General features: G+C 38.3%; 15 protein-coding genes. 9 read left to right on the plus strand and 6 right to left on the minus strand.

Annotated elements, in window-relative coordinates; all coding sequences use genetic code 11:
* Positions 1 to 65: 65 nt before the first annotated feature.
* The gene (gene mscK, locus PMI_RS00655; protein WP_012367484.1) at positions 66 to 3,494 is read left to right on the plus strand and encodes a mechanosensitive channel MscK; all 3,429 of its coding nucleotides are present in this window, start codon (positions 66 to 68) and stop codon (positions 3,492 to 3,494) included.
* A gap of 12 nt (positions 3,495 to 3,506) precedes the next feature.
* Here the strand turns inward: mscK and rsmS are convergent, their stop codons facing one another.
* Positions 3,507 to 3,662: a pleiotropic regulatory protein RsmS gene (gene rsmS, locus PMI_RS18805; RefSeq protein WP_004245067.1), complete on the minus strand. Its 156-nt coding sequence runs from the start codon at positions 3,660 to 3,662 to the stop codon at positions 3,507 to 3,509.
* Between the two features lie 11 nt (positions 3,663 to 3,673).
* On the minus strand, positions 3,674 to 4,216 hold the full coding sequence (priC, locus tag PMI_RS00660; RefSeq protein ID WP_004247249.1) for a primosomal replication protein PriC: 543 nt from the start codon (positions 4,214 to 4,216) through the stop codon (positions 3,674 to 3,676).
* Positions 4,217 to 4,353: 137 nt separating this feature from the next.
* On the opposite strand from priC, the gene apt reads away from it, so the two are divergent.
* The 7 genes from apt (at position 4,354) to yjiA (ending at position 11,970) form a co-directional block, all read left to right on the plus strand.
* On the plus strand, positions 4,354 to 4,905 hold the full coding sequence (gene apt, locus PMI_RS00665; protein ID WP_012367485.1) for an adenine phosphoribosyltransferase: 552 nt from the start codon (positions 4,354 to 4,356) through the stop codon (positions 4,903 to 4,905).
* 227 nt (positions 4,906 to 5,132) lie between these two features.
* Positions 5,133 to 7,109: a DNA polymerase III subunit gamma/tau gene (dnaX, locus tag PMI_RS00670; RefSeq protein WP_004247250.1), complete on the plus strand. Its 1,977-nt coding sequence runs from the start codon at positions 5,133 to 5,135 to the stop codon at positions 7,107 to 7,109.
* Between the two features lie 54 nt (positions 7,110 to 7,163).
* Positions 7,164 to 7,493, plus strand: coding sequence for a YbaB/EbfC family nucleoid-associated protein (locus PMI_RS00675; RefSeq protein WP_004245060.1), 330 nt, complete (start codon positions 7,164 to 7,166; stop codon positions 7,491 to 7,493).
* Complete coding sequence (gene recR, locus PMI_RS00680) at positions 7,493 to 8,098, plus strand: recombination mediator RecR (protein WP_004245059.1); 606 nt, start codon at positions 7,493 to 7,495, stop codon at positions 8,096 to 8,098. The genes PMI_RS00675 and recR overlap by 1 nt, the downstream gene beginning before the upstream one ends.
* 450 nt (positions 8,099 to 8,548) lie before the next feature.
* The gene (locus PMI_RS00685; protein ID WP_004245058.1) at positions 8,549 to 10,699 is read left to right on the plus strand and encodes a carbon starvation CstA family protein; all 2,151 of its coding nucleotides are present in this window, start codon (positions 8,549 to 8,551) and stop codon (positions 10,697 to 10,699) included.
* A 64-nt stretch (positions 10,700 to 10,763) separates the two neighbouring features.
* A complete protein-coding gene (locus tag PMI_RS00690; RefSeq protein ID WP_004245057.1) occupies positions 10,764 to 10,970 on the plus strand; it encodes a YbdD/YjiX family protein in 207 nt (68 codons plus the stop codon).
* 22 nt (positions 10,971 to 10,992) lie between these two features.
* Positions 10,993 to 11,970 (plus strand): GTPase, encoded by a 978-nt coding sequence (gene yjiA / locus PMI_RS00695; protein ID WP_004252542.1) that lies wholly within the window; start codon positions 10,993 to 10,995, stop codon positions 11,968 to 11,970.
* 166 nt (positions 11,971 to 12,136) lie between these two features.
* On the opposite strand, the gene PMI_RS00700 is transcribed toward yjiA, so the two are convergent.
* From PMI_RS00700 to pepT, 3 genes are all read right to left on the minus strand, one after another.
* Positions 12,137 to 13,459 carry an L-cysteine desulfidase family protein gene (locus PMI_RS00700; RefSeq protein ID WP_012367486.1) on the minus strand — a complete coding sequence of 441 codons (1,323 nt, stop codon included), beginning with the start codon at positions 13,457 to 13,459 and terminating at the stop codon, positions 12,137 to 12,139.
* Positions 13,460 to 14,077: 618 nt separating this feature from the next.
* A complete protein-coding gene (dcuC, locus tag PMI_RS00705) occupies positions 14,078 to 15,445 on the minus strand; it encodes a C4-dicarboxylate transporter DcuC (protein WP_004245054.1) in 1,368 nt (455 codons plus the stop codon).
* Positions 15,442 to 16,695: a peptidase T gene (pepT, locus tag PMI_RS00710; protein ID WP_004245053.1), complete on the minus strand. Its 1,254-nt coding sequence runs from the start codon at positions 16,693 to 16,695 to the stop codon at positions 15,442 to 15,444. Before pepT ends, dcuC begins: the two co-directional genes overlap by 4 nt.
* Before the next feature lie 402 nt (positions 16,696 to 17,097).
* Here pepT and PMI_RS00715 point away from each other — a divergent pair, with 402 nt between their 5' ends.
* The gene (locus tag PMI_RS00715; protein WP_004245052.1) at positions 17,098 to 17,739 is read left to right on the plus strand and encodes a hypothetical protein; all 642 of its coding nucleotides are present in this window, start codon (positions 17,098 to 17,100) and stop codon (positions 17,737 to 17,739) included.
* Between the two features lie 123 nt (positions 17,740 to 17,862).
* Here PMI_RS00715 and PMI_RS00720 read toward each other — a convergent pair whose 3' ends face one another.
* Positions 17,863 to 19,203 (minus strand): MATE family efflux transporter, encoded by a 1,341-nt coding sequence (locus tag PMI_RS00720; protein ID WP_004245051.1) that lies wholly within the window; start codon positions 19,201 to 19,203, stop codon positions 17,863 to 17,865.
* Positions 19,204 to 19,324 lie beyond the last annotated feature (121 nt).

Below are 19,324 nucleotides of genomic sequence, written 5' to 3' on the forward strand. Positions count from 1 at the left end.
AATTTCAAGTAATTGGATTATACTAAGAGGCAGTTTTTCAATATTCATTGAACAAGTTGCTCAATATGCGTGGATCTAACGTTTTTATTCGATTAAATCATTTTATTTCGACAATATTTATTGTCTCTATCCTCTTTGTTTTGTTAGGAAATATACTTTTTACCCCGGCTAAAGCAGAAACAGTCAGCAATAATTTACCCACCAAAGAAAGTATTCAAAACCAGCTTAATTTATTAAATAAACGTAGTGACTTAAGTGCCGAAGATAAACTCACTATTGGTGATCTAGAGCAGGCATTGCTACTTCTTGATAATATTCAACAACTAGAGAAAAAAGCAGACGACTATAATAAGACAGTAGAGCAATTACCAGAAAAGCTACGCAGTATTCAAAATCAATTAAGTCAATTAAAACAGAAAATAGCAAACAAAGAAGTTGATGACTACCGTCAATCTTTAGAGAGTCTACCGCTTGCAACTTTAGAGTCGCAATTAGAAGAGGTTTTACAATCCTTAGCGAAAGCACAGGAAGATTTAGCCAATTACAGTAATGAGCTTATTGTTTTACAAACGCAACCAGAAAGGGCGCAATCTGTTTTATTTAATAACTCAGAAAGATTGCAACAAATACGAATTGCATTAAATAAAAGCAGTGCAGATAAAGCTCAAATGCGATCTTCTTCTGTGCAACTTTTACAATTAGAACAATATTATTTGCAACAACAAAACAGTTTTCAAAAACGAACACTGCAATCTAATGTACAGCTACAAAGCTTATTACAATTACAGCGTGATTATAGTTCAGCCTATATTGACCTCTCTCAAGAGCATGCTCAACTACTGCAAGAGATCTTAAGTGATAAACGTTTAGACAGTTCAGAAGAGGTTGCCAAAGAGGCGCAGACGGCAGAGCTGAGTAATCAGGCGATTAAAAATAACGCTTTTTATTTAGCTCAAGCTGATATTAATAAAAAACTCAGCGATAAGCTGATTATTACTACACAAAATAATAATGAGTTAAATCGCCATAGTTTAATGGTCAAAAACCGCCTAGATAGAGCTATCCAATCAGAGCGCAATCTTAAAGAGCAAATTGATGTATTGAAAGGGAGTCTGTTGCTCTCTCGTATTCTATTTGAAGAGCAAATTGAGCTACCTGATGATATCTTTATCAATAAGTTACCGGATAAAATTGCTGACTTACGTTTAGAACAGTTTGAAATCAATAAACAAAGAGATCAGATTTTTCAGCCGAATCTCTATATCGACCAATTAATGCAAGAGTACCAAGCCGCACATCCGGAAATTACTGATAAAAATGAGCTAAAAGAGCTACATAATGCATTATTACAACTGATTGATGCGCGACGAGATCTACTGGATAAGCTCAATAATCAACTGGGTAGCCAAATTTCTGAATCTATTAATTTACAGATGGATCAGCAACAGCTACGTAGTGTGGTGAGTTCATTAGAAAACACCTTAGCGCAACAAATATTCTGGGTAAGCAGTAATAAACCGATTAACCTCAGTTGGTTCTCAACCTTTCCAGATCAGGCAGTGGCTGAATTTCAAAGTTTTAAACTCAACTGGTCAAATGAAAATCTGTTGACCGGGGCTAAAAAATCATATCCTGTGCTGATTGCGCTAGTTTTGTTCAGTAGCATACTGATTTGGCAACGTAAAAAATTTGATAAGCAGTTTGATAAATTAAGTGCTGATATTAATAAGCTTAATAAAGATACGCAGTTACATACTCCATTGGCTTTAGGGATTGTTTTCTTAAAAACATTACCCCTTTCTTGTATTGTGTTAGCGATAGGATATTGGCTAATTAATAGCTTTAATGTGCAACAAGAGTTTATCTGGTCTTTTACTTGGCAGTTTGCGGTATTTTGGCTGATGTTTGAGTGGTCTTATCGTTTAATGTCGGATAATGGAGTGGCCGTTAATCACTTTAAGATCCCCCTAGAGCGAGTACAACAAAATCGTAAACGTTTATTACGTTTATCGCTTCCCATGTTGCCCATTATTTTACTTTCCGCTTATGGTATTAATAACCCATTATTGTTAGTGGGTGATGTGATTGGTCAATTAGTGACAATTATTTCACTCTTTTTTATTAGTCTGTGTGCATTACCTTTTTGTCGTGAAATGTGGCAAGAAAAGGGTAATCATGTTGTGAGAACGGTGGTTATCACCTTATTAACTTTCTCGCCTTTACTTTTAATGGGGTTAGTTATTTTTGGTTATTATTACACTGCACTACGTTTAGCCAATCGTTGGATTGATAGTTTATATCTACTTATGTTGTGGTTTATTGCTTACCACGCGAGTTTACGCGGCCTTACTGTTGCTGCAAGACGACTGGCGTATCGTCGAGCGCTAGAGCGCCGACAAGCGATGCTTAAAGAGAAAAAAGAGGGGGACGATAACACTCTCGAGCCAATCCAAGAGCCACCGATGGATATGGAGCAGATAAACCAACAATCATTAAGATTAACCACAATGATCTTATTTATTATCTTTGCTTCCAGTTTTTATGGTATTTGGTCTGACTTTATTACAATTTTTACTTACTTAGATGGTATTACGCTTTGGCATTATAATTTGCCTACAGAGTTAGGTAATGTGGTTAAAGCAGTGACGGTTGCTGACTTACTCCTCTCTTTTGCCATTATGGCTATCTCTTGGTTTATGATAAGAAACCTACCGGGTTTACTCGAAGTTCTTATTCTTTCAAGAATTAAATTACAGCAAGGCGCTTCTTATGCCATTACGACTATTCTGACCTATATTATTATTGCGATAGGTACAATTGTTTCGCTGGGGATATTAGGCGTAGCATGGGAAAAACTACAATGGTTGGCGGCAGCCTTAACGGTTGGTTTAGGGTTTGGTTTACAAGAAATATTCGCTAACTTTGTTTCAGGGATAATTATCTTATTTGAAAGACCGGTCAGAATTGGTGATACGGTGACAATTGGCTCTTATTCTGGAACAGTGAGTCGTATTCGTATCCGAGCAACCACGGTAACGGACTTTGATCGCAAAGAGGTTATTATCCCGAATAAAGCCTTTGTGACTGAACGACTGATCAACTGGACATTATCTGATACTGTCACACGTATTATCATTCAAGTCGGTGTTGCTTATGGTTCTGATCTGGATAAAGTGAAAACCATTTTAATGAAAGCAGCAAAAGATAATCCCAAAGTGATGACTGAGCCAGAGCCTGTGGTGCTGTTTACCGAATTTGGGGCTAGCACGTTAAATCATGAATTACGTTTTTATGTTAGAACGCTTGGGGATAGAAATACTGCTATCGACGAAGTCAACCGCGCTATTGATAAACTTTGCAATGAAAATGATATCAATATCGCGTTTAACCAATTAGAAGTGTATCTGCATAATAAACAAGGAGAAGAAGTGCAAGAAATAAAAAAAGGCCCTCTTGATGGTTCAACACCTGAAGCGAATACGCCATTTAATTAAATAGTAAGATGTTTAGTTAGCGGTTTGATTATCTCGTTTTTTCTCATAATCAACTCGCACAATTTCCAGTGCCTCAAGTACGGTGTTGGGATCAATATGATTGGTTTCAAATAAGTAAATCAAATCAACCGCTAACTGAACTGATTTAGGGGCATCTTTTAATTCCATTATGGCTCCGATTAATATTTATCTTCTTGTCGTTCAATACTCTTTTCTATAGAAACTAGGGCACTTTTACAACGCGCTAGGCGATTTTCAAGAGCAGCAATCTCTTTTTGTAATTCTTGTTGGCGTACAAAGCCTTGTGCTTGAGTTAAAGCAAGCTCTCTATCTTGGATCATCGACTGTAATCGGCGCTCGTAATCCTGATGTTGGGCAAGTTTTTGGTATAAATCGACACTTTTTTTGCGTTGACTTAGCTGGTTTTCTTGCTTTCTTAGTGTTTGTGTCGATAATTCACGAGTTAATGCTTCAATTTGTTGTAGGATTTGTGTTGCCAGAAACTTAACTTGCTGGCTACGTTGTGCCTCAACACAAGTTATTAACTGAGTAAAATTATCGCGGATCTGTTGCATATAACCACCAAGAGAATCACTGCGGTGGTGAAATAGTGCTGTGTCGAAGCAAGGTGCTGCAATTTTTTTGTTTGCAATTGGCGCTAAGGTTTCGGCGAGATTGTCGATCTGTTTTTTAAACAAACTCAATGGATCTGTTTTTTTCATTTGGGCTTTGTACCTGTTTTGCTAAAAACATGAATTGACTTAAAGCAACAAAAAAGAGTTGTTCACTGGCTTTCTGTTGCATTTTAACGGCATATTGCATAGATTCTATCGTTTCGTTTTTTATTATGGCACTGATTATGACTGCTAACGCGCAACAACTGCAATTTATTAAAGACAGCATTGAAACCATTCCTGATTACCCTAAAGAAGGGATCTTATTCCGTGATATTACGACATTACTGGATAATCCCGCGGCATATCAGGCAACGATTGATTTATTAGTTGAGCACTATCAAGGTCAGGGTATCACTAAAGTTGTAGGTACCGAAGCCCGCGGGTTCTTATTTGGTGCCCCAGTTGCTTTACGTTTAGGTGTGGGTTTTGTGCCAGTGCGTAAAAAAGGTAAATTGCCTCGTGAGACGCTTAGTGAAACTTATGATCTAGAGTACGGTACAGATACATTAGAGATCCATAAAGACAGCATTACGGATAAAGATAAAGTATTAATGGTTGATGACTTATTAGCAACTGGTGGTACTATCGAAGCGACTGCTCGTCTTATTCGTCGTTTAGGTGGAACTGTAACAGAAGCTGCATTTATTATCTGTTTACCTGATTTAGGCGGTATTGAGCGTCTAGAAAAAGAAGGGATCCATAGCTTCACATTAGTTAATTTCCCAGGGCATTAATGCTTTTTTAGTGTCAATCAGATGCTTAATGCATTTGCTGGTAAATACCTATCATCGTGCGGGTGTATCAAAATGTATGACCCAATACATTGGGCCCGCACAATAGTCACCGCTTTAAAGTGTGCGGATAATTTCATCAATATCTCATTTGTTTCCTACAGATCTCGCTCAATAGGCTATCCCTGTGTTAGCATAGAGATAAATCTTGTTCATATTTAGCGGAATCAATGAGCTATCAGGTACTTGCCCGAAAGTGGCGCCCACAAACTTTTAACGATGTTGTCGGTCAACGTCATGTTTTGACCGCATTGGCTAATGGTCTTGATCACCAAAGGTTACATCATGCTTATCTTTTTTCTGGCACTCGCGGTGTTGGAAAAACGACGATCGCCCGTCTATTTGCTAAAGGGCTGAATTGCGAAACAGGCATAACCAGTAAACCTTGTGGTAAATGTGCTAATTGCCTTGAGATAGAGCAAGGGCGTTTTGTTGATTTAATAGAAATCGATGCGGCATCAAGAACGAAAGTTGAAGATACACGAGAGCTACTCGATAATGTTCAATATGCGCCGGCTCGTGGTCGTTTTAAAGTCTATCTTATTGACGAAGTGCATATGCTTTCTCGTCATAGTTTTAATGCGTTACTTAAAACGTTAGAAGAGCCACCTGAACACGTTAAATTCCTGTTGGCTACCACAGATCCTCAAAAACTACCTGTTACTATCTTATCTCGTTGTTTGCAATTTCACCTGCGGGCACTTGATGTTGACCAAATAGCGACACAGCTTGAGAAAGTACTATCCGCAGAACACATTGAAAATGATGTGCGAGCACGCCAATTAATTGCCCGTGCAGCAGATGGAAGTATGCGTGACGCATTAAGCCTAACCGACCAAGCAATTGCGAGTGGCGAAGGTATTGTAAGTACAGAAGTCGTTAGTCGTATGCTAGGCACGATTGATGATGCACAACCATTAGCACTGATTGAAGCTTTAGTAAAAGCAGATGGCCAACAAGTGATGTCGTTGGTTAATGAGGTTGCTTTAAGAGGAACGGATTGGGAAAACTTTTTAGTCGAAACGCTCTCATTATTACATCAAATTGCGATGTTACAACTTTTGCCGAGTGAAAATAATCCCCAAGAGCAATTTACACAAGAGCGTTTACGTTTATTAGCCAAATCAGTGTCGCCACAAGATTTACAACTTTATTATCAAACTTTATTAGTTGGGCGAAAAGAGCTGGCTTATGCGCCAGACAGACGTATGGGTGTAGAAATGACCCTTCTCAGGGCGCTTGCTTTTCATCCTAAAACTGTCATTGATGAAATCCCTACGGCTCCTTTAGCGCAAACATTGCCTTTAGCATCACAGCCGAATCAACAGCGAGTTGAAACATCGGCGCCTCAAGTGAGAAGCAATATGGCAACGGCGACACCCAAAGTATCACCGTCGCCAGAAAACAGTGCTGCATTAGGAAATAGCCCTGCGGCACAACTGTTAAGAGCACGGCAAGCCATAAGGGGAGCTGAGCAAGAAACGCCACCAAAAAAGCCTCAACCGGCGACGCCTAAACAGGCTAAGCCGGCTGCTAGTGCATTAGAGCGGCTAGCAGCCGTCAGTGAAAAACGCCAGCAAAGGGTTAATGAAAAACGGTCATCTGTTGCAGTCGAGAAAAAGAAAAAAGAAGCTTATCAATGGAAGCCACAAAATCCACAGGCACAAGTAACAGAGCCCGTGGTCTCTTCACCGAAAGAGATCAAAGAAGTTCTTGAGTATGAAAAAACGCCTGAATTAGCCGCTAAAATTGCGCAAGAGTCGCAACAGCGGGACGAGTGGGCGGCGGAAATAGCTAAAATGCCATTGCCGAAGTTAGTGCAGCAGTTAGCGTTAAATGCCTATAAAGAGACGGTCGGTGAAGAAACGATCATTTTGCATTTACGCAGTAAGCAGAAACATTTAAATTCAGCAAATGCACTACGAACACTGACAAATGCGCTAAGTGAATTGCATGGAAAAGCAATTTCACTCACAATTATAGAAGATGATAATCTAACGGTTAAAACGCCGTTAGAATGGCGACAAGCCATTTATGAAGAGAAGTTGGCGTTAGCGCGTCAATCGATTACTACGGATAAAACCATTCAGACATTACAGCACTATTTTGATGCTGAATTGGATGAAGAGAGTATCCGGCCTGTTTAATCGCAACATGTTGTATATTTCTATACAGCGTAGCTTTTACAAAGAGAGACAATTATGTTCGGAAAAGGTGGTTTGGGCAATCTGATGAAACAGGCCCAACAGATGCAAGAAAAAATGCAGCAAATGCAAGAAGAGATCGCTAACTTAGAAGTCACCGGTGAATCTGGTGCTGGCTTAGTGAAGATCACTATCAATGGTGCTCATAATTGCCGTCGTGTTGAAATAGATCCTAGTCTGCTAGAAGATGACAAAGAGATGTTAGAAGATCTGATTGCTGCCGCCTTTAATGATGCTGCACGTCGCATTGAAGAGACACAAAAAGAGAAGATGGCATCAGTCTCTAATGGTATGCAATTGCCACCAGGCTTTAAGATGCCATTCTAATGCAAACTAGCCCTCTTCTTGAATCATTAATGGAAGCGTTGCGTTGTTTACCCGGCGTCGGGCCAAAATCAGCGCAACGAATGGCTTTTCATCTGCTTCAACGTGATAGAAGCGGAGGAATGCGACTTGCACAAGCATTAACGCGTGCAATGTCTGAAATTGGTCACTGTTGTGATTGTCGAACATTTACTGAAGAAGAGCGTTGTACGATCTGTGCTAATGCTCGACGTCAGCAAAATGGTCAGATATGCGTAGTGGAAAGCCCGGCAGATATTCATGCTATCGAGCAGACAGGGCAGTTTGCAGGTCGATACTTTGTGTTAATGGGACATCTATCTCCGCTAGATGGCATTGGTCCCATGGATATTGGCTTAGATAGACTTGAAGAGCGTCTAAGCCAAGAGCCTATATCAGAAGTGATTTTAGCCACCAATCCTACGGTGGAAGGTGAAGCTACAGCAAACTATATTGCTGAGATATGCGCTCAATATGATATTGCTGCTAGCAGAATAGCACATGGCGTGCCTGTTGGTGGTGAATTAGAAATGGTGGATGGTACCACGTTGTCACACTCTATCGCGGGACGCCAGAAGATCCACTATTAATACACAAAAGATTTAATAAAAAAGCACCTTGTTATCAATATAATGAGGTGCTTTTTTTTTGATTTTACTGTCACCTTGACTGATATTGTTAATATTGCCTCAATTATATTAATAATGACTATTTGTTGCTTATTTGTGATCTAAATCTCCCTTTTTTGTATAATAAAAAAGATTTTTTATGTAATTAATAGTTTTCTAACTTATTGATAGTCATAAATTTGTTATCTCGATCACAAAAAAAATACCTTTTAACATCAGTAAAACCACTCAACTGAGAAAATAGACCGCTTAACTCACTATATAACCGTTTAGCGATTTAATAACACTATTCATCAGACATTCTTCATATGATGTCACTGCGGGTCATTATTTTCATATTCGCTCAAATTATTATCAATTGTCCCGTACTACTCTTTGGCTGTTCGGTCTTGCCTGAAAAAAAGGTGTCTCATGAACAAAAATACATTTCTTAAGCACATACCTTGGGTGATCCTCGGGATTATTGGTGCTTTTTGTCTGTCAGTGGTTGCACTACGCCGTGGTGAACACGTCAGTGCATTATGGATAGTTGTTGCTTCTGTTGCGGTCTACTTAGTCGCTTATCGTTATTACAGTCTTTATATTGCTCAAAAAGTAATGAAGCTCGATCCTACTCGAGCCACTCCTTCAGTAATTAATAATGATGGTTTGAACTATGTTCCAACTAATCGTTATGTCCTCTTTGGTCACCACTTTGCCGCTATTGCGGGTGCTGGACCACTTGTCGGGCCAGTATTGGCTGCCCAAATGGGTTATTTACCCGGTACACTGTGGTTATTAGCTGGGGTGGTACTTGCTGGAGCCGTACAAGACTTTATGGTGCTGTTTATTTCGACGCGCCGTAATGGTAACTCTCTCGGTGAGATGATAAAGAAAGAGATGGGGCCTGTACCGGGAACTATCGCGCTGTTCGGCTGTTTCCTTATCATGATCATCATTCTTGCGGTGCTAGCTCTGATTGTAGTGAAAGCATTAGCAGAAAGTCCTTGGGGAGTCTTCACCGTCTGTTCAACAGTACCTATTGCCCTATTTATGGGGATCTATATGCGCTATATTCGCCCAGGTCGTGTGGGTGAAGTTTCTGTTATTGGTATTGTTTTACTGATTGCCGCTATTTGGTTTGGTGGCGTTATCGCGAGTGATCCTTACTGGGGACCTGCATTAACCTTTAAAGACACCACTATTACTTTTGGGTTGATTGGTTATGCGTTTATCTCTGCTTTACTGCCAGTATGGCTGATTTTAGCCCCTCGTGATTATTTAGCGACTTTCCTAAAAATTGGTGTAATTGTTGGTTTAGCTATCGGGATTGTTATTCTAAATCCTGAGTTAAAAATGCCAGCGATGACCCAATATATTGATGGTACAGGACCATTATGGAAAGGGGCTCTATTCCCATTCTTATTTATTACTATTGCTTGTGGTGCAGTTTCTGGTTTCCACGCACTGATTGCATCAGGTACAACGCCTAAATTGATCGCCAATGAAATGGATGCGCGTTTTATCGGTTATGGCGCAATGTTAATGGAATCATTTGTTGCGATCATGGCATTAGTGGCTGCCTCTATTATTGAACCGGGTCTCTATTTTGCGATGAATACACCGCCTGCCGGATTAGGCATTACAATGCCAAATCTGCATGAGTTAGGGGGTGAAAACACCGCAATGATTATGGATCAATTAAAAGATGTCACCGTACACGCGGCTGCGACAGTTAGCTCATGGGGCTTTGTTATCTCACCTGATGAGATTTTACAAACTGCCAAAGATATAGGTGAGCCTTCTGTACTTAATCGTGCTGGTGGTGCACCTACATTAGCGGTGGGTATTGCTATGGTGTTCCATAAAATTTTACCTGCGGCAGATATGGGCTTCTGGTATCACTTTGGGATCTTATTTGAAGCACTCTTTATTTTAACAGCATTAGATGCAGGAACTCGTTCTGGTCGTTTTATGCTGCAAGACTTGTTAGGTAATTTTATCCCATACTTGAAGAAAACAGACTCTTTTATTGCTGGTGTTATCGGTACAGCAGGTTGTGTCGGTTTATGGGGTTATCTATTGTACCAAGGTGTTGTTGACCCACTGGGTGGTGTTAAGAGCTTATGGCCACTGTTTGGGATCTCCAATCAGATGTTAGCGGCTGTTGCACTTGTTTTAGGTACGGTCATCTTAATCAAGATGAAGAGAACGAAATACATCTGGGTAACCGTTATTCCTGCAGTATGGTTATTAATTTGTACAACATGGGCGCTAGGATTAAAACTGCTCAGTAATGATCCGCAAATGGAAGGTTTCTTCTATCTTGCTAATGAGTACAAAGCGAAAATCTTAGCCGGTGGGGCAGATCTTACTGCCGCAGAAATCACCAATATGAACCACATTGTGATTAATAACTACACCAATGCAGGTTTAAGTATTCTGTTCTTAGTGGTTGTTTACAGCATTATTTTCTACGGTATCCGTACCGCAATGAAAGCACGTAAAAATCCGAAAGAGTCAGCACAAGAAACACCATATGTACCTATGCCAAAAGATGTGAAGATATCTTCAGGTCATTAATCTTAGGCGAATAGGCTAAAAACCCCCGCACTCACTTAATGAGTGCGGGGCTTAGGAGAAACTTATGTTTGGTAATTTAGGGCAAGCTGGAAAATATCTAGGACAAGCCGCTCGTATGTTAATAGGTATTCCTGATTATGATAACTATGTGCAGCACATGAAGGACAACCATCCTGATAAACCAGTGATGACCTATAACGAGTTTTTCCGTGAACGTCAGGAAGCCCGTTATGGTGGCGGTGATGGTAAAGGTGGTTTCCGCTGTTGCTAATAATCTGTAAAGGAGACAAATAATGGAACCTATTGCAGTAACAATATTGACTGGCTTTTTAGGATCGGGAAAAACAACGCTTTTACGCCATATGCTCAATGAGGAGCATGGCTATAAAATTGCGGTGATTGAAAATGAATTTGGTGAAGTGCCTATCGATGATGAAATTATTGGTGATAGAGCAACACAAATAAAAACACTCACCAATGGCTGTATTTGTTGTAGTAAATCGAATGAGCTTGAAGATACTTTGCTCGATCTCTGCGATAGTCTTGATCGTGGTGACATTGTGTTTGATCGCCTAGTGATTGAGTGTACAGGGATGGCTGATCCGGGGCCTATCACACAAACATTTTTTTCTCATGAAGTGATCTGCCAACGCTATTTATTAGATGGCATTATTACACTGGTTGATACAATCCATGCTCAGCAACAGTTAGATCAATTTGCTATTGCACAATCTCAAATTGGTTATGCGGATCGCATTCTATTAACTAAAACAGATATTCAACCTGCGAGCCAACAATTACTTGCTCGTTTAAGACGTATTAATGCTAGAGCGCCTACCTATACGGTGATCAATGGGCAAATAGATTTAGCACTATTATTTAACGTAAAAGGCTTTATGTTGAATGATACTTTAGAGGTCAAGCAACCCCTGTTTCGTTTTCAGCCAGAAAAACAAGATGATATTCAGTCTATTGTACTAAATTTTGATTATCCCGTTGAGTTACAAGCAGTCTCTGATGTTATGGAGTCTTTGTTATTGAGCTTTGCCGATAACTTATTACGTTATAAAGGGATCTTAAATATTAAAGATAGTCCTAACCGGTTGTTATTCCAAGGAGTGCAACGATTATATAGCGCTGATTGGGATAGACCTTGGCAAGAGAATGAAACTCGTCAAAGCACCTTAGTCTTTATTGGTATTCATCTGCCAGAAGAAGAAATAAAAGCCAGTTTCGATGCGTTAATGCATAACACTAAAGAATATGAGTAATAGCGATTGTTTGAGAAAAGTGTTTGTTGGTAGTGATGTAATAGCAGTAAGCAGTAAATAGCAGTAACGAATATTAATCATGCTCCTGGACTTGAGGAGGATCCTGTTCCTAGGATCTTATGTTTCACCCCATAATAACCATTATGGGGTGTTTTTTTTATACTAATTAGCCGTTAGCAACAGCTTTATATTCCATAATTTCAATAATTTGTACATCAGTATGTTGCATTGCTCGACTAGCTAATGCACAAAGATTCTCGATTGTCATATCAACATCATGAGTGACAATGCCGTCATTACCCGTCACGCAGGTATCATCTAGCGCCATTAATACCGCTTTATAAGCGGCACTTGCTCCTGTCGACACTTTCATCGCACAACTGTTAGAGGCGCCATCACAAATCACGCCACTAATATCGCCAATCATACTACTAATTGCCATTGCCATGGGTTCATAGCGTTCTTCCATTAGCCACGCAATAGCACCAGCAGCTCCCATTGATGCGGTTGTTGCGGCACATAGTGCGGAAAGTGCCGGGAATTTATGGTGAATATAAATGGCTAATAAATGTGAAAGCATTAATGCTCTTGCCATTTTTTCTTCACTAACCTGTAAATATTCAGCAACCACCACAACAGGCATTGTAGCTGCAATACCTTGATTTCCTGAACCTGAGTTACTCATGGCGGGGAGTACGGCACCGCCCATACGTGCATCAGAAGCCGCTGAAGTGCGGATCATAATTTCAGAAAGCAGATCTTTAGCTAACAAGCCACGTTGTTGCTGGCGTTGTAAGGTTTGACCAATATGCAAACCGTAAGTATTGTTCAAGCCTTCTTTTGATAATGCGTCATTTAATTGCGCCGATTGCAAAATAAAAGAAATTTCTTCTACAGGAGCTTGAGTAATAAACTGATAGATTTCTCGTGTGTTAGTGTTGGTTAAGGCTTGCTTAATTTGGCAAGGTAAGGCCGTTTGTTCAGATTGTGATGATAATTTATCAAGCACCACCTGACCATTATGGATAATTTTAACAATATTAGTATGATCACCTGCAATAATGACGGTGGCACTGTTTTCACCATCTTCAACGGTAACCTCAGAGTAAAGCACCTCTTGGCAGGCTTTTTTTATTGATACGCAGACTATGCCTGAATTTAATAGATTTTTACTCAACTCAACTTGTTCTGGTGTGGCATTTTTTAATACTTCTAGACCTGCTTCACTATCTCCAGCAACAGCCCCTAAACTAGCCGCAATGGATAATCCCACCATACCCGTGCCCGGTACAGTCACTCCCATTCCGTTTTTCATTAAGTTAGGAGAAACCTCTGCGCTAATACGGGTGATATTATGTTGCAGATAACGAGCTGCAGTGGCAGCAGCTAATGCAAGTGAAATGGGTTCGGTACAACCTAAAGCTGGCTTCACTTGTTGCTTAACAGCTTCAATTAATATTTTCCAGTAGGAAGATAATTGTTCTTTCATTGCATTATGTCCAATAAATAGTTTAATAATTCAAGGCGTTATATTGTAATTTTGATGCTTTGATCATACTGAATCTATTGGAGAAAATGTTTTCTGAATTTCCTAAGCGGGTGTAAATTTTGAGAAAAAAATACTATTTACAGATATTAAATTAGTAATATTTTATCTTGGATCAGTGAGGGTTATTGAAGAATTTGATGTAGCAGTAATAGTATCAAATCGAACAAAATAATTTCTTTAGTGATAGTTGATGATTATAAATAAAAAACAATAGAATGAATGACTCATTCTATTGTTAGTATAATATCATACTTAATGTGGGCTAACTCAGAATAGTTAAATAAATGACCAGCCAGTGATGATGATAGCATCACTTACACTCATTATTTAACATAGTGAATATTATGACTTTTTGCAGCTTTGGTATAAGAATAATCTGAGGTTTTTTTATAAATATATTTATCTATTTGCATGATGTAGATAATAGTAAAATAATAATTAAAATATTCTTTACTATTTTTTATTTAAAATGATTAACAATAAAATAGTTACTATTAATTTTTAGATGGTGAATATTTATAAATTGCCTGAAGCAAATAAATGCTTCAGGCGAGTTACTTAATAATAAAATATAGCAATAATGGCGCAGTGGAAAACAAAACCAACCATAAGAGGAACAGCGGTTCTTTTTACCACATCAAAGGGTTGCAATTTAGCTCCACTGGAAACCGCAATGATCACGCCTGCCACAGGAGACATGCCGCGTCCCATATGTGATGCCTGCTGCATAGGTAAAATCATTGCAATTGGATTAACCCCCATGCTATGGGCAATTTGTGGAATAAGTTCAACGAATGCAAGGAAAGGTGCATTACCTGAGCCCATAATAATTGCGGCAGCCAATGTCACGATAGCGAACACTAATGCCATGGCAAATGGTGGTAGACCAACAGATTCCGCCATAACGATCAGGCTGTCTATTGCACCACTGACTTTAATACCATGAGCAAAAACACCCGCTGCGACTAATAGCCCAACAACATTACTAAATGCAGAACCCATACCCTTTAGAAAATGTTGGAAGCCTGCACACACTGATTTAAAATCACGTAAGCGTAATGTTTCAATCAGCATACAAATTGCCATTGAAATTAATACAATAGTGACGACATCAAGGTGAATACCTTCAACAAATAGGCTTGATGAACTTACTGCCATAATAATAGGTAACATTGGCAGTAGGGCATAAAAGCCGGGGATATTTTTATCACTTTTGGCTTCTTCTGCTATTTTTCCTAATTGGGGTACAAAACCCGCTTTGCGATCACAATGGCGTTGCCAGAAGATATGGGTAATACCAACAGCTAATACAGTTGCAATCGCCGCAGGCCCTTGGTAGTAAAGCACATACTCAACCACGCCTAAGTCAACCGCTTTTGCACCTCGAATAGCATCAATCGCTGTTGGCGTGTAAGCAACGCCTAATGAAGTTGCAATGACACCGGCAGCAGATGCTGGAGATAAACCTAGTCCTATCATAATGGGGAACATGGTACCCATTAGTAGAACGGCCAATCCTGTGGCTGACGGAATAGCAAGTTGCAAAATACTCGCGAGTAAAAAAGAGAAAAATAGCAACACATAAGGTGAGCGCATATTTTTCAATGGGCGAGTTGCAACACGTACAACAGCTTCATTAGCACCAATATGATCCATATAATGGGCGAATCCCATGAGTGCCATGATCATCAGACCTAAATCTGCAGCACGACTACTAAAGAGATCACGCATAACCTCAAAGGGATCTAGCCAGCTAATACCGGTTGTTTTGACATTTTTAGGCAGAATATCTCCCCAACCAAATATCATTGTTAGTGCCATTAAGATTAAACCAGCAACTAACAAAACCGGCTCGGCTTTATATCCTTTTAAGATCATTCTAGCGACAATAATAACGACAATTAAGACCGCAAGAATTTGGATCATGCTTTAGCTCCGGGTGCAAAACGCTCTGCGGTGATCTTAACGACAGATTTCAATACATCGCTGGCAGCATAAAGCGATTTAACGGGAAGATATTCATAAATAGAGTGGAAATTGTGCGCCCCGGTAAAGATATTAGGGCAAGGTAATCCTTTTTGCGATAATGCTGCTCCATCATAGCCACCCCGCATAGGGATTGGACGAGGGGTAATACCATTGGCTTTATAAGCATCAATAGCAATATCGATAGGATATCGATTTTCACCTTGTAGACTATTAAAGACATTTGCATAACGATCGGCTTGCTTACAAACAACAGTCCCTTCACCCCATAACGCTTCACATTGCTCTGAAAGTTGTTTTAAAAATGCCATACGATGGGCGTAGCCTGCTTCTGTGAAATCACGCACATCCATTTTTAATACAGTACGTGCGCTATTACCCGCCAGTTGTTTTACCCAATAATAACCTTCACGACCTTCAGTATATTCCGGTGCTTCACCGCCCGGTAACATCGCAATAAATTTATGAGCCATTAACAGTGAATTTTTTAATTTACCTTTTGCTGACATAGGGTGTGCTGAGGTTCCGATAAAGGTTATTTCAACATCACCGGCATTCCAATTTTCATATACAAGTTCACCAATACCACAACAATCTAAGGTATAAGCAAAGTCTGCGCCGAATTCTGTTACATCAAAGGCTTTTGCACCACGTAAACCTTGCTCTTCATCGGGTACAAAACCAATTTTAACTGTACCGTGTTTCACTTCTGGATGTTGTTTAAAATATTGCAACATATCCATAATAGAGGCGATAGCCGCTTTGTCGTCAGCGCCTAATAAGCTAGTACCATCTGTTACGATGATATCGTCACCAATATAGTTTTCTAATTCAGGGAATTCACTTTGACGTAAAAAAATCTCAAGTTCTTTGTTTAAGCAAAGGTCGCCACCTTTATAAGGTAAAATTTGTGCTTTAGTATCATTAGTTTGTTCTGCACTGGTATCTAAGTGACCAAAGAAAGCCACGGTAGGAACCTCATAATCAAGGTTAGAAGGTAGTGTCGCGGTAACAATGGCAGTATCGCGAATTTTGATATCTTCAACACCTAACGCCTTTAACTCTTCGACTAATTGTAAAGCGAGGACTCGCTGACCTTCCGATGAAGGCATAATCCCCGCTGCGCCATTTTCTCTATTTGTTGTAGTATTCACCTTGGTGTAAGAAATAAACCGATCAACAATGTTCATGATTAGACTCCGTTGTGTTTTTTGTATTTTATTTAATAAAATTCTGTTGTCTCATTATTGAGAATGAACAACAGTTACTTTTATCACAAAAAAAGCATTAAAGAATTATAAAAAAATAATTTTTTTTACAAGAAAATTTTAATGTTAATCAATGTTTAATTTTTGTTTTTTCATTATTAAAAAACTGTTTTTAATTATGAAGATATTTTAAAGTATAATTATTTTTAGAAAAAACAAAAATAAGTTTTTTCTGGTGTAATTTATTGATTTTTTTAGTGATTTTTGATGTTTAAAATTATTTGTGAAGATAGTGGTGAGTAATTAACTAAAAATTAATTACTTATTGATAGAATTTAGCGAAAGTATAATATTTAATTCTGCTAAATCTATTAGGGAGCAGATATGCAAATTAAAAGTTATTTTAAAAACACGCCATTATCGCTAAAAAGCATTAATAATGAGAGTTATAAATTTAATACAAAATTGAAATCAGCTATATTAAGTTGTTATAATACAATATCCTCTTTTATAAAACCATTTTTTCATAAAACTTCAAATAATTCAGAATTTAAAGTTCATATTTCTAATATTGAAAATATGAAAAAGAATGAAAATATACAATCAGATAATAAAGTAATAAACACGCCTCACTCAATGAAAGATGATAATGATAAATTTGGAGATTTATCTAAAGTACACAAAAAGTTTAAAGTTGATGAAATAATAAATTTAATCATTAATGATATTATCTCTGTTTTAGAAGAAAAACCTACATTAGAGAAAGGAAAAATTATACAATTTGAGGATGAGTTACATTCTCACTCTAAAAGTATTTTATCATCTACTAATGACTTGTCTTTAACTGAGATTAAAAATAAATTTTTAGCATCAATCATCGATAGCATATTAACTTCAGACGAAAAAATAAAATCTGAATTTGGGAATATTAATAATTATAAATATTTTTTATCAAATAGTATAAATGAGACGGTTAGTCGTTCACTGGCTAAAGATAAAAATCTTGTAAAAAATGGCGATAAATAAAATGATAAGCATGAATTATAAAGCTTAAATAAATTTAAAATCATTAATGAATAATGTAGCAAGTTAACTTATTTATAGCTAGTTTCTCAAGGCCTAATAATATTATTAGGCCTTGAAAGAGCATCAAATATCTAAGCGCTTAGCTTGCCATTTACGAGAGCGCCAACGCCATGCATTTGTTAAGCCTCGTAGCCACTCATCGCAAAGAAAACCTATCCAAATTCCAATTAAACCCATTTCCATTTTTATACCAAGGAAATAGCCAATAGGAATAGCAACTCCCCACATAAAACAAACGGCTGTAATGAGTGGGAATTTGGCATCTCCGGCTGCACGTAACGCATTAACCATAACAATATTAAATGTACGCCCAGGCTCCAAAAAGACCGATAAAATAAATAAAGGCAACAGTTGGTCGATAATGCGTTGATCTTCGGTGATAGAATACAAAATAGGATCACGCATAAACCAATAAATAATCACCACGCCAATAGTAAATAGCACACCTGCTTTTAGGCTTTTAAAACCCCGTGTAAATGCATCATCAAATCGTTTTGCACCAACTAAATGACCGACTAATATTTCATTACCAATGCTAATCGCAATGCCAAATAACATTAAGAATAATGATAGTTGGAAATAGAGTGTTTGTGCGGCGAGAGGAACTTCTCCCATTAAGCCTATAAAGGCAGAGGCGGTCATATAATGTAAAATCCACACTAGGTTTTCACCTGCAGCAGGTAAACCAATATGTAGAATTTTGGCTAACATATTTTTAGACCAAATCACTAATAGTCTTATATCGAATTTAATTCTTAATCCATAGAATAAAAGACCACATAATAAGACAACGGCAATAATACGACCGACAACTGTTGACCATGCAACACCCACTAAACCGTATTGTGGAAGCCCAAAGAAACCATATAGTACAATCATATTGCCGATAACAGTGACAATATTGGCAATTAACGTCACATACATCGCCGCTTTCGATTTACCATAAACCCGCAAACAGGCTGCTAAGATAATTGAAATTGCTTCAGGAATAAGACAAATCCCCAAAATATGGAGATAGTTATAGCCATCTTGTACTAAATGCTCTGGCGTATTCATTACATTTAGAATGTTGTAGCCAAAAAAGAGAATAATAATGGCACTACTAAAGCCCAGCAAAAAGTTAAAGGCGATAGAAATATGAATAGCTTGACTGGCTTTATCGCGCTTACCGGCGCCTAAATATTGAGCAATAACAACGCTACATCCCACGCTAATAAAGTTAAATATGGTGATAAAAAGATCAAAAACTTGGTTACCTACGCCCATTGCAGCTAAATAGGCAGTAGAGACATGACTTATCATGTAAGTGTTAATCAATAGCGTGGCAAGATGAAGAAAAATATCAATAAAAATAGGCCAGCTAAGGGAAAAAAGTGAGCGATCCGCTACATCAGATTGATGCATTGAAAACCTTCTTAAAAACGAGTGAAATAGTGTTGTAAATATAATCAGAGGAAAGTGGAGCGATTTTACATGCTTTATGAATAAGGGAATAGCTAAATTGATGAACCAGTAGCAAAAAAAC

This window comes from Proteus mirabilis HI4320 (assembly GCF_000069965.1).
Lineage (GTDB): Bacteria > Pseudomonadota > Gammaproteobacteria > Enterobacterales > Enterobacteriaceae > Proteus > Proteus mirabilis.

Bases quoted from the DNA above. Each gene is read 5' to 3' on its own strand.
- mscK (WP_012367484.1), top strand. From the start codon at position 66: ATGCGTGGATCTAACGTTTTTATTCGATTAAATCATTTTATTTCGACA.
- rsmS (WP_004245067.1), bottom strand. From the start codon at position 3,662: ATGGAATTAAAAGATGCCCCTAAATCAGTTCAGTTAGCGGTTGATTTG.
- priC (WP_004247249.1), bottom strand. From the start codon at position 4,216: ATGAAAAAAACAGATCCATTGAGTTTGTTTAAAAAACAGATCGACAAT.
- apt (WP_012367485.1), top strand. From the start codon at position 4,354: ATGACTGCTAACGCGCAACAACTGCAATTTATTAAAGACAGCATTGAA.
- dnaX (WP_004247250.1), top strand. From the start codon at position 5,133: ATGAGCTATCAGGTACTTGCCCGAAAGTGGCGCCCACAAACTTTTAAC.
- PMI_RS00675 (WP_004245060.1), top strand. From the start codon at position 7,164: ATGTTCGGAAAAGGTGGTTTGGGCAATCTGATGAAACAGGCCCAACAG.
- recR (WP_004245059.1), top strand. From the start codon at position 7,493: ATGCAAACTAGCCCTCTTCTTGAATCATTAATGGAAGCGTTGCGTTGT.
- PMI_RS00685 (WP_004245058.1), top strand. From the start codon at position 8,549: ATGAACAAAAATACATTTCTTAAGCACATACCTTGGGTGATCCTCGGG.
- PMI_RS00690 (WP_004245057.1), top strand. From the start codon at position 10,764: ATGTTTGGTAATTTAGGGCAAGCTGGAAAATATCTAGGACAAGCCGCT.
- yjiA (WP_004252542.1), top strand. From the start codon at position 10,993: ATGGAACCTATTGCAGTAACAATATTGACTGGCTTTTTAGGATCGGGA.
- PMI_RS00700 (WP_012367486.1), bottom strand. From the start codon at position 13,459: ATGAAAGAACAATTATCTTCCTACTGGAAAATATTAATTGAAGCTGTT.
- dcuC (WP_004245054.1), bottom strand. From the start codon at position 15,445: ATGATCCAAATTCTTGCGGTCTTAATTGTCGTTATTATTGTCGCTAGA.
- pepT (WP_004245053.1), bottom strand. From the start codon at position 16,695: ATGAACATTGTTGATCGGTTTATTTCTTACACCAAGGTGAATACTACA.
- PMI_RS00715 (WP_004245052.1), top strand. From the start codon at position 17,098: ATGCAAATTAAAAGTTATTTTAAAAACACGCCATTATCGCTAAAAAGC.
- PMI_RS00720 (WP_004245051.1), bottom strand. From the start codon at position 19,203: ATGCATCAATCTGATGTAGCGGATCGCTCACTTTTTTCCCTTAGCTGG.